Origin of the sequence: Cryobacterium sp. PH31-O1, assembly GCF_030063455.1 — a bacterium.
Lineage (GTDB): Bacteria > Actinomycetota > Actinomycetes > Actinomycetales > Microbacteriaceae > Cryobacterium.
In genome coordinates this window covers 444,784-459,040 of record NZ_JASITB010000002.1, presented here as the reverse complement: position 1 = coordinate 459,040, position 14,257 = coordinate 444,784, and the positions used below count along the sequence as shown (strand labels likewise).

General features: G+C 62.0%; 17 protein-coding genes and 1 pseudogene. 16 read left to right on the top strand and 2 right to left on the bottom strand.

The window, feature by feature from the left end:
- Positions 1-244: 244 nt before the first annotated feature.
- On the bottom strand, positions 245-592 hold the full coding sequence (locus tag QMK31_RS07020) for a response regulator transcription factor (protein WP_283500214.1): 348 nt from the start codon (positions 590-592) through the stop codon (positions 245-247).
- Positions 593-1,054: 462 nt separating this feature from the next.
- Here QMK31_RS07020 and QMK31_RS07015 point away from each other — a divergent pair, with 462 nt between their 5' ends.
- The 12 genes and pseudogenes from QMK31_RS07015 to QMK31_RS06960 form a co-directional block, all read left to right on the top strand.
- Positions 1,055-1,729 carry a response regulator transcription factor gene (locus QMK31_RS07015; protein ID WP_283500213.1) on the top strand — a complete coding sequence of 225 codons (675 nt, stop codon included), beginning with the start codon at positions 1,055-1,057 and terminating at the stop codon, positions 1,727-1,729.
- Entirely contained in the window at positions 1,726-2,736 is a 1,011-nt protein-coding gene (locus tag QMK31_RS07010; protein ID WP_283500212.1) for a sensor histidine kinase, read from the top strand. The genes QMK31_RS07015 and QMK31_RS07010 overlap by 4 nt, the downstream gene beginning before the upstream one ends.
- A 147-nt stretch (positions 2,737-2,883) precedes the next feature.
- Positions 2,884-3,672, top strand: coding sequence for a COG4705 family protein (locus tag QMK31_RS07005; RefSeq protein ID WP_283500211.1), 789 nt, complete (start codon positions 2,884-2,886; stop codon positions 3,670-3,672).
- Positions 3,673-3,744: 72 nt separating this feature from the next.
- Positions 3,745-4,398: a DedA family protein gene (locus QMK31_RS07000; protein WP_283500210.1), complete on the top strand. Its 654-nt coding sequence runs from the start codon at positions 3,745-3,747 to the stop codon at positions 4,396-4,398.
- Between the two features lie 85 nt (positions 4,399-4,483).
- A complete protein-coding gene (locus QMK31_RS06995; protein ID WP_283500209.1) occupies positions 4,484-5,218 on the top strand; it encodes an ABC transporter ATP-binding protein in 735 nt (244 codons plus the stop codon).
- Positions 5,215-6,117, top strand: coding sequence for an ABC transporter permease (locus QMK31_RS06990; RefSeq protein WP_283500208.1), 903 nt, complete (start codon positions 5,215-5,217; stop codon positions 6,115-6,117). Before QMK31_RS06995 ends, QMK31_RS06990 begins: the two co-directional genes overlap by 4 nt.
- A complete protein-coding gene (locus QMK31_RS06985) occupies positions 6,110-7,081 on the top strand; it encodes an ABC transporter permease (RefSeq protein WP_283500207.1) in 972 nt (323 codons plus the stop codon). The genes QMK31_RS06990 and QMK31_RS06985 overlap by 8 nt, the downstream gene beginning before the upstream one ends.
- Positions 7,078-7,641: a hypothetical protein gene (locus QMK31_RS06980; protein ID WP_283500206.1), complete on the top strand. Its 564-nt coding sequence runs from the start codon at positions 7,078-7,080 to the stop codon at positions 7,639-7,641. Before QMK31_RS06985 ends, QMK31_RS06980 begins: the two co-directional genes overlap by 4 nt.
- 45 nt (positions 7,642-7,686) lie before the next feature.
- Positions 7,687-8,367 carry a response regulator transcription factor gene (locus tag QMK31_RS06975; RefSeq protein WP_283500205.1) on the top strand — a complete coding sequence of 227 codons (681 nt, stop codon included), beginning with the start codon at positions 7,687-7,689 and terminating at the stop codon, positions 8,365-8,367.
- Positions 8,367-9,314 carry a sensor histidine kinase gene (locus QMK31_RS06970; RefSeq protein ID WP_283500204.1) on the top strand — a complete coding sequence of 316 codons (948 nt, stop codon included), beginning with the start codon at positions 8,367-8,369 and terminating at the stop codon, positions 9,312-9,314. The genes QMK31_RS06975 and QMK31_RS06970 overlap by 1 nt, the downstream gene beginning before the upstream one ends.
- A 104-nt stretch (positions 9,315-9,418) precedes the next feature.
- A complete protein-coding gene (locus QMK31_RS06965; RefSeq protein ID WP_283500203.1) occupies positions 9,419-9,730 on the top strand; it encodes a hypothetical protein in 312 nt (103 codons plus the stop codon).
- Between the two features lie 373 nt (positions 9,731-10,103).
- A pseudogene (locus QMK31_RS06960) lies at positions 10,104-10,520 on the top strand (ZIP family metal transporter); the annotation flags it as partial.
- A 572-nt stretch (positions 10,521-11,092) separates the two neighbouring features.
- Here QMK31_RS06960 and QMK31_RS06955 read toward each other — a convergent pair.
- Positions 11,093-11,692 carry a helix-turn-helix domain-containing protein gene (locus QMK31_RS06955; protein WP_283500202.1) on the bottom strand — a complete coding sequence of 200 codons (600 nt, stop codon included), beginning with the start codon at positions 11,690-11,692 and terminating at the stop codon, positions 11,093-11,095.
- 103 nt (positions 11,693-11,795) lie between these two features.
- Between QMK31_RS06955 and QMK31_RS06950 the strand changes: the two genes are divergently transcribed.
- The 4 genes from QMK31_RS06950 to QMK31_RS06935 all read left to right on the top strand — a co-directional run bounded on the left by QMK31_RS06950 (position 11,796) and on the right by QMK31_RS06935 (position 13,828).
- Positions 11,796-12,005 (top strand): helix-turn-helix transcriptional regulator, encoded by a 210-nt coding sequence (locus QMK31_RS06950; RefSeq protein ID WP_104131369.1) that lies wholly within the window; start codon positions 11,796-11,798, stop codon positions 12,003-12,005.
- Positions 12,006-12,165: 160 nt separating this feature from the next.
- Complete coding sequence (locus tag QMK31_RS06945; protein WP_283500201.1) at positions 12,166-12,603, top strand: hypothetical protein; 438 nt, start codon at positions 12,166-12,168, stop codon at positions 12,601-12,603.
- A gap of 420 nt (positions 12,604-13,023) precedes the next feature.
- A complete protein-coding gene (locus tag QMK31_RS06940; RefSeq protein ID WP_104177879.1) occupies positions 13,024-13,386 on the top strand; it encodes a single-stranded DNA-binding protein in 363 nt (120 codons plus the stop codon).
- A gap of 61 nt (positions 13,387-13,447) precedes the next feature.
- Positions 13,448-13,828 carry a hypothetical protein gene (locus QMK31_RS06935; protein WP_283500200.1) on the top strand — a complete coding sequence of 127 codons (381 nt, stop codon included), beginning with the start codon at positions 13,448-13,450 and terminating at the stop codon, positions 13,826-13,828.
- Positions 13,829-14,257: the final 429 nt, after the last annotated feature.

The following is a 14,257-nucleotide window of genomic DNA, read 5'->3' as shown; positions in this document are numbered from 1 at the left end:
CCTGCGACCGGATACGTGCCGCACACAGTCGCAGAGATCGTCCACGACCACCGTAACGTGTCTCGGAACCTCAGTGCCTCATAGCCCATGGGCTGCGAGACACCAAGATGGGGGTGCTTTGGCTCATACCATCCGGTCATGAGACTGAGCTCCTCGACCATCAACGGCTCTCTTGGAGTTGCCGCCTACGGGTGGGGTTTTGATCGCAAACGCGGGCCTTTCCCTGCATATCGGAGGAGCCGACCTAGGACGCAGCCGAACCGTCCATTGCTTCGGTCGAACGCAGCAGCCCGTTTTTGTGTACGTGAGCCACGATTTGTGCCCGAGAAGTGAATCCGCGCTTATTTAGGATGCTGCTGAGGCGGGTTTTCACCGTTGATTCGCCGATGTGAGCATTCAGGGCGACGTCGCTGTTGCTCAGTCCGCGGGCAGCGAGGAGGACGATCTCCCTTTCGCGGGAAGAGAGCGCGGCAATTGACCTCATGCCGGCCGCAAACAATAGCAGGACTTCAATCGGGTACTTGGCTTGGCCGAGGATGCCAACGCCCCTGGCGGGTGTTCTGTATCTGGCCCAGGTTTCATCCACTCTCATAGACGTTCTCTGGCCGGCGCGTACAACTCGGTAGGTCGGTGTTTGACGCACGGTAGCTGACAGCGGCTGGCGACAATCGCTTGAACCGGGTCTGTAGGTGTTTGAAGGTTGTCAAGGCGCGGGCGTCGGAAGTGGCGATTTTCTTAGAGACTTCTGTGACGTCGAGAATGATTCTAGGAAAATGAGTACCGACCTTCCATCACTCCGCCGATTCGCCCGGACCGCTGTTCCCGCCGCCGGAGTGATCCTCGCCGTCATGATCAGCGGGCTCGTGCTGAGCGCGTCGGCTGGCTGGACGGCCGGAGAGATGCACCTGCTCCGACAAGTGAACACTGCCCACACCCTTGGTGTACTCGATCGCTGCCGTGGCGCTGGTGAACGCCGCTTGGAGGCTCGTACTGGCACACTGGAGCGAACGTCGATCCGACCTTCAGGCCGGACCCGAGCACGGAGGAGTGAGGGATGCCCGCTGACAACACCCATCGCCCCCGACTGCTGCTGATCGAGGACGATTCCAAGCTCGGCCCGATGATCCGGGACGTGCTCGCAGAATCCTACGATGTCACCCTGGTCGCCGACGGCGGGGGCGGCCTGGCCGCTGGCCTCGCCGGCGAGTTCGAGGTGATGGTCATCGACCGGCGCCTGCCCACACTGGACGGACTCGGAGTCGTTGAAGCGCTCCGCCGCAAACTCGTAACCACCCCCATCCTGCTGCTCACCGCGTTGGGAACGACGGGGGACAAAGTGGCTGGGCTCGACATCGGCGCTAACGACTACCTGGTCAAACCGTTCGAATTCGACGAGCTCTTCGCCCGGCTCCGCGCCATCCGCCGGGTGTTCACCGGGGAGGGCCGCACCGTGCTGGTGGGCGGGTGGGAGTACTACCCTGACAGTCGCACGATCTATTCCCCCTACGATGGGCGTATTTTGCTGACGGTGAAAGAGAACGAACTGCTCAAACTGTTAGCGGATGCCCCGCAACGCACGTTCTCCCGCCAGCAGATTTTGCAGACCGTCTTCAGCGTCGCGGACACCGCCGGAACGGTGGATACTTACGTGCACTATCTTCGGCGCAAGACCGACACGGATATTGTGCTGACCGTGCGTGGTGAGGGTTACCGCCTGGGGCAACCGTGACCCGCAGCAATCGCATCGTTGACAGCGATACCCTCGCAATCCGTCGGGCCTCGCGTCTGGTCGGTACCCGAATCGCGATCGCATGCGCTGCGGTCGTGGCGGTGGTCATCGTGGCCGTTTTCGTCTATATCCTCTCCGAGATCTCGCCCGGTGAGCTGTTCGAACCGGTGCCGGACACCGAGAACCTGCAGGTCAGCGCTGTCAAGCTGCTGCGCGCTGCCGCCGTGTTGGGTGTGGGATTGATCGTTCTGGCCGGGGTGTTGAGCTGGTTGGTCACCCGCCGGGCCGTGCAACCCCTCGGCGACGTGTTGCGCATCCAACGGGCGTTTGTCGCCGACGCCAGCCATGAACTCCGCACCCCACTTGCGGTGCTCGATGCCCGCTTGCAGATATTGCAACGCACCCTCCTCGCCGAGGACCCGTCGTCTGTGGTCGTCGCGGAGCTCCGTAGCGATGCGAAGGACCTCATCCACATCGTGAACGATCTGCTCGAATCGGCCGAATTCGGCGGCGTGGCCGTGCACGACACGGTCGTCGTCGATCTGGTCGGTGCCGTTGACGCCTCCGTGCAATCGATGGCACTCATCGCCGTCGACAAACACATCACCATCGAACTGGATGCACCGCACCCCGCGCCGGTGAGCGTGCCCGCCTCCAGCATCACCCGATGCGTGGTCGCCCTGCTGGATAACGCGGTGCGCTTCGCCCCCAGCGGCTCGATCATCACGGTGGGCGTGGCCGTGACCAAGAAAGCGGTGGCGGTCACCGTGCGCGATCGCGGCCCCGGAATCCAAGGCATCGACCCGGCCCGCATCTTCGATCGGTTCGCGCACTCCGGCGCGGCCGTGAACGGCGGCGGAGAGGCCCGAACCGGGTTCGGTATCGGACTGTACCTAGTGCGAGAGATTGCGGTGCGCTACGGCGGGGCCGTGCACGTTGTCGACAGCTCCGCCGCAGGCACAGCGATCAGCCTCACCCTCCCGCGGGCCAGGCCAGCCGAATTTTGATCCTTCGCCGTCGAGCAGGTCACCGCTCACCGGGAAAAAAACTTGTCGATTTCGGTGATGGTTCGGTTCTGTGAGAAGTCTTAGACGCCGCAGTGTTCGCTAGTGCTACTAACCCCATCCCAGGAGGAACACTTGTCTACGACCTCAATGCTTTCCACGACTGTTTCGCCCATCCGGCGGGTCCTGACCAAGGTGCCCGAGGTGACCCTCATCTTCTGGGTGATCAAGGTGCTCGCGACGACCGTGGGGGAGACCACCGCGGACTTTCTCAACGTGGACCTCGGTCTGGGCCTGACGATCACGTCGGTCATCATGGCCGTACTGCTGGTGGCCGCGCTGATTGTGCAATTCAAGCTGCGCAAATACACCCCAGCTGTGTACTGGCTGGCCGTGGTGCTCATCAGCGTGGTGGGCACTCTCATCACCGATAACCTCACCGACAGCCTCGGCGTGCCCCTGTGGGTGACGACAGTAGCCTTCGCTATCGCACTGGCTGCGACCTTCACGGTCTGGGCGATCTCGGAGAAGACCCTGTCCATCCACTCCATCTTCACGACCCGGCGAGAGACGTTCTACTGGCTGGCCGTGTTGTTCACGTTCGCGCTCGGCACTGCGGCAGGCGACCTCGTCGCCGAAGGACTCAACCTCGGTTTCCTCGTCGCGCTGCTCGTCTTCGCCGCTGCCATCGCGCTGATCGCGGTGGCGTACTTCGTCTTCAACCTCAACGCTGTGCTCGCGTTCTGGATCGCCTACATCCTGACCCGACCGCTGGGCGCATCCACCGGCGATCTGCTCTCCCAGCCCATCGCCGACGGTGGCCTGGGGCTCGGAACAACGGGAACCAGCGTGCTGTTCTTGACCGTGATCCTCATCCTGGTAGTCGTGCTCACCCGCCGCGCCCGCACCACGAACGCCCAACTGACGGCCACCGTCTAAACGGCGTCTGCCGCAGCGGATGCCCGGCTCGTCTTCAGAAAACTCAGAGAAAGCCCGCGCAGCATGAACACTATGTCCGTCATCGCAGTCCATGCTTCTGGTTTTCTGGATCCGCAGGCCGTGATCGCCGGTGCCGGCGTCTGGGGCCTCGTCGTCGTCTGCGCAATCGTGTTCGTGGAGACGGGGCTGCTCGTCGGGTTCTTCCTGCCCGGCGATACCCTGCTGTTCTTCACCGGCGTGCTTACCCTCAGCGGAGTGATCAGCCAACCGCTCTGGATCGTCATCCCTGCCATCGCCATCTCGGCCGCGCTGGGCGATCAACTCGGGTACATTGTCGGGCGCACGACGGGCCGAGGTATTTTCGACCGGCGCGACTCCGGCCTGTTCAGCCGCTCGAGCGTCACCCGAACGCAGGGGTTCTTCGATCGGTTCGGACCGGCGGCCGTTACCATCGCCCGGTTCGTTCCGGTCGTGCGCACTTTTGCTCCCGTCGCGGCCGGCGTCGGCAAGATGGAGAGGCGGGTGTTCACCCTGTTCAACCTCGTCGGTGCCGTGCTTTGGACGATCGCGGTTGTGCTCCTGGGCTTCGGGCTGGCCCATATTCCGGGGGTCGCCGACTTCGCCGCACGCTACATCGATCTCGTGCTGATCGGCATCGTCGTACTGTCCGTGGTGCCCATCGTCATCCGGGCCATTTTTGCTCGTCGCCAGCACGCGCACGTGTAGTTCGATTCGGCCGTGCACAGTAGCCGGATGACGGGCTTAGTGTCTCTCACCGTGGTCTCACGCTGCGGTCAATAACCTCGGGCTTATGACAACATCCGCTATCTCAACCGCAGCCTTGACGCGCAGCTTTGGCGCGCATCAGGCCCTCTCAGATCTCACCCTTGATGTGCCGCAGGGGGAGGTCTTCGGGCTCCTCGGCCACAATGGGGCGGGGAAGACCACGACCGTGAACCTGCTCACCACCCTGCTCGAACCCACGGCCGGCGACGCGATGATCAACGGTCACAGCGTGAAAACGGATGCCGCCGGCGTGCGCCAGTCCATCGGCTACCTGCCCGAGAACGTGCAGTTCTACGACAACCTGACCTTGCTGGAGAATCTGCGGTTCTTCGCCCGGTTGTCGGGGCTGCGCCGTCCGGACGCTCGAATTCGCGACGTTTTGACCTTTCTGGATTTCACCGGTCATGACAATCAGCGCGTGGGGACCTTCAGCAAGGGAATGCGCCAGCGCGTGGGCATCGCCCAAGCCGTGCTGCACGCGCCGGCCGTGTTGTTTCTGGACGAACCGACGTCAGGGCTGGACCCGGAAGGCGTACGCACCCTGCGGGAAACAATCGTGCGCCTGAACCACGAATTCGGCATGACGATTTTCATGAACACGCACTTATTGTCCGAGGTCACGAAGACCTGCACGAGCATTGGCATCCTCAACCATGGGCGCCTGGTGCATCACGACTCGATGAGCAACACGCTCGCCGCGTTCCCCGCCGACGAATCCCTGGAAGATATCTACTTTCAGCTCGATTCGGCCGCCGTATGAACACGATCCTCACCAGCGCTCGGCACGAAATCCTCTGCACCCTCCGTGCCCGGGTCGCGCTGCTGCTGCTGGTGGTCTTCTTGGGGATGGTGTCGCTGTCCTCACTCATCGGCTGGATCACCAACACGACCGTCACGCGGGTGTATGAGAAGATCCTCGCCGATGGACTCACCACGGCACCGAATCCCTTTGCTGCGGTGTCTGCGTTGTATTACTCACGCAACTCGGTGATCTATGTCGTGCTGATCGGCGCTCTCATGGCGATTATCCTCGGCGTGCAGGCCACCCTGCGTGATCGCAAGTCGGCCACGGCCGATCTGGTTCTGAGCCGGCCGGTCAACACCGTGCAGCGGCTGATCGGGCAGTTTCTAGGTCTGGGCGCTGTGATCGCGGCCGTTCTGGCTGCCAGCACCGTCATCAGCGGGGCCTCCATCAGCATCATCATGGGTGCGCCGCTCGGCCTCGACCCCTCGGTGCGGCTGATCGGATTCGCCGCCCTGTCGTGGGCGCTGATGATGATTTTCGCGCTGCTCGGCATGCTCACCGGGCTCTACAGCCGCAAAGAGACGACGGCGTTGCTCGTGCCGTTCGTGATCTGGAGTGCTATCGCGTTCGTGCTCCCACAAATCGGCACAGCAGCACGTCCGGTGGCTTTGTTGAATCCCGTTCCCGCTCTGGCATCGCCCGGCAGGGGTTCCTTCGACCTCATCGGTGCGGTCACGGGCCCGTTCACAATTACCGAGCAGTTCAAACGAGCCGCGAGCATCGTGCTGCGCGATGACAGCGTTACCGGCAGCCCCTGGCTCAGCATTCTGCTGCTGGTGGCCGTTCTCATCGCAATGACCTGGATTGTGGTCGTCACACCACGCCGCACACTGAGGAGTGGTCTGAATGAATAGCACCTGGATTGTCGCCGAGAAGGAACTGCTGGACCTCCGACGTGGTCGCCTGTTCGCGATCCTGATCGGGTTCCTGGCCGTCGCCACGCTGATTTCCGTCGCGGCCGCGTCGGCCGATTTCCGCAACCAGCTGGATGCCTACAACCTGTATGTCGCCAATCTGGCCACCAGTGGCAGCACGGTCGCGGCGGCCGCCCCGCAGCTCTTCCCGTTGAAGCTGCTGCGCGGCGGAGTCGAGTACCTCGAAATTCTCGGCGCCCTATTCGCCATCGTCCTGGGCTATGGCACCATCGCCAAGGAGAAACACCGCGGAACGCTGCACCTGTTTCTGAGCCGCCCGGTCGGTCGGTTCGCGTTCGCTGGCGGCAAAGTGCTCGGCCTGTCGATCGTGTGGCTCGGTGTCGTCGCCGCCCTCACCGCGGTCTCACTCGTCGCGGTGGTCACGATTGGTCATGCGCCGATCCAGGGCATCGACGTGGCCCGACTCCTCATCGCCGGCGGCTTCGCCTGGCTCTACCTGGTGTTCTGGACGGCATTGGCCGTGGGCCTGACCGCATTGTCCACCCGGTTGAGTACCGGATTAATCGTGGCGCTGGTGATCTGGCTCGCGTTCGTGCTGATCATTCCCCAGATCGGCGACACCATGGACCCGGACAATCAGGTTCCGGGCGGACTGTTCGCCACCTTGCAGATCCAGAAGCCCGATGAACTGGCTGTTCTGGCCCAGTTCTCCGCGTTCGACGGTATTCGCAATGGCCTCGAGGCGTCGTCGGTGACCAAACACTTCGAACGCCTCACCTTCGCCTTCCTGGGCATCAAAGACCAGTACAACCAACAACCCCTCAGCCTGATGTGGGCGGCAATGCTGCCCTACGCCATCACCCTCACCGCGGCAACCCTTGCCGCCGTGGTCTTCGCCGCCCTTGCAACGACGAGGCGCACTCTGCAAAGGAAGCAATCATGAAATTGAAATTCATCATCATCCCCGTCGCTCTCGTGGCCCTCGTCGCCGCTGGGGGAATCGCCCTGTCCCAGCTGAACGCACCCGCCACCCCCGCGACTCCCTCCTCCAACGCCGCAGCCGGAACAGTCCTGCCCGTGACATCAAATCCGATCACCAACACCAGCACCACCCCGGGGCTGACGGTTGTGTCCGCCCTCGCCGAAGACAACGTTGACGGCTCCGGCACAGCGATCACCGACCGGCTCCAGATCACCGTCGGGAACACCACCAGCAACCCGTTGACTAATCTGGAAACCTACTATGTGATGACGGATGTCACCACCGGAGCCAGCGAGGCCTACTACCTTCCCCTGGACGGAGTGACCCTGGCACCGAACACGGAAACGACGCTGTCCTTCGACAACGAAACCGGCGCCGGACACTTTCCGGAAAACACGTTCAGCCTCTACCGCAGTTCCACCAACCAAGTTGACTTCACCATCCAGGTCAGCGCCGACGGGGTACAGATCGCCAACGGCACCGCAACCAAGGGAGCAGGAACCGGTGAACAAGCCGACTAACCACCCGGCCAACGATCCAGCTAACGATCTCTGGTCGGGCGGCGCGTGAAGATACTCGTCGTCGAGGATGACGTCCGCATCGCGGACGTCATCCGTCGGACCCTCACCGAATCCGGCTACGCCGTCGACGTTGCCCACACCGCGCCCGCCGGCGTCCAGGCCTTTGAAATCGATACCTACGATCTGGTCGTACTGGACCTCATGCTTCCGGGACTGCCGGGTGGAGGGATGGACGTGTGCCGACGCATCCGCTTGATCAATAGCGACGTACCCGTGCTGATGCTGACCGCGCTGGATTCGATGCGCACCAAGGTCGAAGGGCTCGACGCCGGCGCCGACGACTACATCGTCAAACCGTTCCACCTCGTTGAGCTGCTGGCCCGCGTGCGGGCGCTGCTTCGCCGTTCGCCCCGCGCACACGCACCCGTCCTACATGCTCAAGGTGTCTCCCTTGACCCCGCCACACGAACAGCGACGCGGGCCGGACGCACCATTGTGCTGACGGCGAAGGAATTCGCCGTGCTCGAATACCTCATGAGCAACGCCGGCACCATCATCAGCGCCACCGAACTGATTGACCACGCCTGGGACAGCAACTACGAGGGATTCAGCAACGTCGTGCAAACGTACATCCGCTACCTGCGGCACAAACTCACGCTGACCGGCGAGACCGACATAATTGAGACCCACCGGGGCGCCGGATACCTCATCAACGCGGATCGTTGATGTTTCGCCGCGCGCTGGTCCGACTGACCGTCACCTACACGGTCGTGCAGCTGCTGCTGTTCGCCGCGTTCGCGGTCGGCATTTACATCTTCGTCACTGGAACTTTTGACATCGACGCCGCCGAATCCGACGGCGCGGGCGCGCTGAACGCTGCCGAGCAGGGCTTCGCAAACCTACGCACCGGCCTGCTCGTGCTCTATGCCGTCTTGCTGGTGCTGATCCCCCTCGCAAGCTATCTAATGGCCCGCACCGCCCTGGCGCCGCTGCAGAGAAACTACGAGCTGCAGCAACGCTTCGTCGACGGCGCCTCTCACGAGATGCGCAGCCCGTTGAGCATCATTCAGGGCGAACTCGAACTCGCCCTCCTCGCCACCCGCACCCCCGCCGAGTATGAGCGGGCAACGCAAACCGCGCTCGACGCCGTCGACGGGCTCACCCGCCTCACCAACGACCTCCTGCTGTTGTCGCGCGGAACGGGAGTCGAACTGAAAAAAACGTACGAACTCGTCGACCTGAACGACCTCGTCCGGCACGATGTCGACGCCCGCTCCAGCAGTCGAGAGGATGCCGCCCGGCTGCACGTCCACCTAGGGCAACCCACGGTCGTCTTCGGCTCTCCGGCGTTGCTCGCTCGAGCCGTCGCCAACATCGTCGACAACGCACTGAAATTCACGCCGCCGTCGGGTGTAGTAAACGTGCGCACCGACATCCAGAACGGCACTTGCAGCATCACCGTGCAGGACACCGGCATCGGCATGGACGACGGCGACTTGCAGCACGCGTTCGACCGTTTTTGGCGATCCGACCAGGCTCGATCGCGTCCCGGGCATGGTCTCGGCCTCAGTCTTGTGCGCCAGATCACTCAGGCACATGACGGTCGAATCACGCTCACCTCAAAGCCCGGTTTAGGTACGACAGCCACGCTGAATCTGCCACTTCGGCCGTGATTCGACAGCGGTATTTGGGCTCTCACGCTTATCTCACGAGCGGGTCTCTAGCTTGTAAATATAGCCCCGCAATCGCGGAGCACAATCTAGAAAGGCAGAACGCAATGCAGAAGAAGATGAAAATTGCCAGCGGCGCAGCAGTCGCTCTGGCCCTGGCTCTCGTGGGTGGTATCACCCTCACCGCCGGAGCCCAAGCCACTCCCGCCGCCCCAGACTCGGCAAATTCGAGTGTCGAACCGACAACCTCAACCGATACGGACAACGTTCAGGACGAGGTCGAAGACGGCACCGCAGACGGCGAAACCGCGGACGACACCGGCACCGAGTCGGCCACGGAAACCGGCACGGAGTCCGACACCGAAGACACGACCGACGACATCAACGGCGCCGCCGTCGAAGACGGCACACAGGACTAATTGGTTTATGCGCGGGTGGGCGAGGACCGGGTGTGCTCGTGCGCCGACGCCCACCCCGCTTGCCGTCCTATCGCATCCCAAAAAGTTTGTGTCCTGAGGACCGGATACGGCGCCTGGCCGCCCTGAACGAATTGTGAGGTCCCTGAACTTGACTACAGGTTGACAATTCATGAAAGCCGTGCTGTGACGTTGTCCTCGCTTCCGCTGGCGGCGGATCGTTACCCCGGCCGCCCTAGACGTAGGCACCATAGGTGGGAAACGCCACCTGCAAAAGCACCTGGGCTCACTGGGCACATATGATGAGCGGACGTAACGGGCTGTGTTGAGCCAGGAAAGTCGACACAGCGAGCAGAATTCGGAGAGGGTTTCGTCCATGCCGGTGTGGGTGCAGGCACTCTTTTGGGGAACGCTTGCCGGCGGAGCACTGGTTCTTGGCTCAGCATTGTCGTGGTAGTGGACCATCCCCGCCAAGGTCGTCTCGTTGATCATGTCGTTCGGTGCTGGTGTGTTGATTTCCGCTCTCGCCTTTGATCTAGTCGATGAAGCGGCCCGTGCCGGGGGCCTGTGGCCGACAGCTGCGGGCTTTCTGGCGGGTGCATTGGTCTATGTCGCAGCCAATGTGTATCTCGCACGCCGAGGAGCCAAACACCGCAAGCGGTCCGGCGGAAAACAACCGTCGGAAAAGGAAAACCCGGGCAGCGGTACCGCGATTGCAATTGGAGCTTTGCTCGACGGGATCCCCGAATCAGTCGTCCTCGGACTCGGACTCGTCGCGGGTGAGGCGCGAAGTCGGCGCCTCGAAACGCTGCCGCACTCCGACACGGCCGGATAGGCCGGGAAACAACCTTTGCGATAGGGGGGGGCAGCCCGGGAGGGCATCCCGCTGTAGTCAACGCCACCCTGGCCTTACCGCTCCTGAAAGGCATCACTATGATCATCAAGATCCTCGGTCCCGGTAGGCACCAGCTGCAGTACCTCACTCAAGGTAGCGGCGGCCGTCGGGAGTGAGAATTGGCGGCAACACGGTGGCGACTGGTCACAATGTGGCCAGGGGGAGAAAATGAGAGGAAACCGCAGCACGAAAATGGGCATAAAAAAGGCCACTCCCCGAGTTCCTCACGAGTGAGTTTTTTAGGGAGTGGCGGTGGTGGCCCCGACCGGCGTCGATCCGGTGACCTTTCGATTTTCAGTCAAAATTTGGGGTACCGAACCACGCGCTCGCGCCGACAAATCCCCGGAAAATCAACGAAACAAGACCACTTCACGCTGATGTGATCCAAGTCCATTTCTCACGAATGTGTTCAAAATGTGTTCACGATTGGAGTGGTGGCGACACGGGCCGGCGTCCAACGCTGGGCGCGCCTAGTCCGTCCAGCCGTCGAGGTCCCAGCCCGCTGATGCGAGATAGCTGGTGAGCTGTGCGATGCGGCGGGCTGACTCGGCGAGGCGTTCCTCGGTAGTGTCCCACTCTTGGGCCGTGGCGATCTCGCCGGCCGCGGCGTCGAGGGTGCGTTCGATTTCGAGGTTGGTGGTGAGGCGTTTTCGTTCGCGGATCTGGGCGTGGAGTTCTCGCATTGCTTGCAGTTGGGTGCGTTCGGCGCGTTCGTCGTTGGTGCTCCAGTGGTACGCGCCGTGTTCTGCGCCCGAGATCCAGGCATCGAACTCGACGACCGTCATACCGTCGAAGCTGGAGCTGAGGTTGGCGATGTCGAGTTCAGCCCAGGGCCGGCCGATCGGCGTGAGCAGGAAGATCGGCGTGACGCGGAGAGCTTTTGCGATGTTCAGGAGTTGGCTGACGGAGAGGTCGTGTTTCCGGCCGGCTTCGATGTTCTGCAGGATCGATTCGGTGACGTTGTTGCCCGGAATCAGGTCGGCGAGGTCCTTCGCGGAACGGATGCCATGCTGCTTGCGGATGGCATGGATGCGGTTGCCGATCCCCGACTGCGCCAGAAAGTTTGTCACGCGGACATATTACAACTTAAACACTTGTCAACCGTTGCAAACCGTTCTACTGTGTCAGCAACAGATTTCGACTGTCGTAATCTGTCGATAATTGGAGACACTCATGGACGAAGAATTCATCCTCCCGGTGCACGTGGCCGAACTGACCGGACTGCCCGTCGGCGCGCTCGCCCAGCTGCGCTACATGGGCCGCGGGCCACGGTTCTACAAGCCGACCCCGAAGAAGGTGCTCTACAAGAGGTCCGAGGTCATCGCCTGGGTCGAGGCGAGCGCGCAGACCCAGACCGGTCAAACCGCGCTCCTGGGCCGGTGATCTGGCCTGAACCATCGCCCGCGCAACGAGCGGTTGAGGGTTCGCCCATGAAAAAGCCCCGGGGTGCCACCCGGGGCAAAGATCGAGCACCTGCGAAGGATCTGATCTATGACCAGACTACTGAAATTCCGCCATCTCGCAACGTCTCATCCCCGTTCGGGTGGGTGAGACTACGGTGGGCCTCTATGCGGCCAAGAGTGCCGTTCTGCTGGCCGCGCAGATGCGTCTGAGCAACGCGTCGGCCCGGCTGCTCCTGTACATGGCATTGGAGTGCTGGGACGACGCGAACAACCCACTCGGTCAGGCGCCGCGCCGCTACTTCGCCGGCCGCGAATCCTCCGCCATCGGACTGGGGTACCTCGCGCCAGAGACCGCCTCGGTGAAAGCGCACACCGCAGTCAAACGCGCCGTCCATGAACTCATCCAGGCCGGCGCCATCACTCGAATTCGAGCCGGCGGCAACGGACTCACCGCCGAATACGAACTCCAAGTCGACAGTACGAAACCGGCGACGAGCCGAAATTCCCGGGTGCTGATCCTGCCGGTTCCCAGCCATCAGGGGGTCAATATGTGGACCCCTGAGGGGGCCAATTTCTGACCCCCTAAGGGGGTCAAAAACGGCACTTTCAGGGGGCCATTTCAGACCCCCCTTAACAGTACTTAAACAGGAAAAACAAAACAGTAACAGTACGCGCGCGCGAACTGGCCTGTGGATAACTCGACGACGGAGCGGATCAAACTCCAACCATGGAGCCGCTGCTTTGCCCCGCCGACGTCGTCCAAACACATTTGTGACCTTTCCGGCCGATCACTGTAGCTCGCTGCGCGCCTACCGTTCCCAGATTCTCAGACGCGGTCGCGGGCTCCCTTATTTCGACTGAGATTCCGGGCACTCGCGGCACTCTCGCTCGCTATCAATTTCTCTCGCCGGAAGGCACAAAAAACAGTTGGTCGAAGAAATCAAGGCCAACGACATCCCGTAGCAATTCAACGCACCACCATCGAAGGAGAAGCACTCATGACCACACGCACCATCATCGGCAACCTGGCTCTCGACCCCGAGGTCGTCACAGCCGGCAGCATCCAAATCACCAAACTGCGCGTCATCGAAAACACCGGCGAATACCGCGGAGGCAAATGGCTCGCCCACGACGCCGCAACCACGCACTTCGTGGAAGCCAAGTTCGAGCTCGGCCAGAACGTCGCAGCTACCCTGCACAAAGGCGACCCCGTCATCGTCGTCGGCCGCGAGCACACTGACAGCTGGGGCGACGACCAGGCACGCCAATACGGACGCGTCATCGACGCCGACAACGTCGGCCCCGACCTCAACCGGGCCGTCGCCACCGTGCGGCGCAACTCCAAGCCTGACACCGAGTAGGCATCCAGCGGCGGGGCCGCACTCGCGGCCCCGCCAAACACATCCTGAAAGGAGCACCACCATGAACGACCGCGACACCGAACTGATCACCACGGCCAACAACCTTGCTGAGACCGCACGCAGCCTCGCACACGCGACGCGCGCGATTAACCACCCCTACGATTCGTACCTGCTGCTCGGATGTCTGACCGCCACCGAGCGCTCCCTGGGCCAGGTCTACGACCAACTCGCCAACTGGCACAGCACCGTCATTGACGGCGTCGAATACAACGGTGAAGACAGCTGCGGCGTCGGCTGCGCATCTGGAGTCGCCTGTGCTGAGCTCGGCCTCCGTGACGCGGCTCAATTCGCCGGCATCGTCGAGGACGCTCTCATGCAGGCCCACAACGGCAACAGCGTCGTCCGGTGGTTCGACGATGTCAGAGCGGCGCCAGACGCGTAGACAGGCGTGCGACGGTGTTTATCAAAAGCACGGAATGCGACGAGCCCATGGATTGAGGGGGTCGTTTACCTCGGCAGGGCGCGCGCCGGGGTAAACGACGGGGTAAGGGGTCTCCTTCCCTGTCCCACCGCCACCCCCTCGCTGCGCTCGTTTCCCAACCTCCCACACCCATCGTTCCTCAGTGTGTAGGAGGTTGGGAAGTAAAGGGGTGGTGGTGGGACAGGGAAAGAAAAGAAAAAAGTAGAAGAAAAAAACATAAGTACAAAGACAAGAGAAAAAACAGAAGAGAAGAGAGAGAGAGAGAGAGAGAGAGAGAGAGAGAGAGAGAGAACAAGACCAAAAAAGTAAGAGAAACGAAAAAGGAGAGCAGGAAGAGCCAAGCCAGAAAGGTAAAGAAATGCGGCAGCGGGGCGAGGTGAAGCAAGCAGT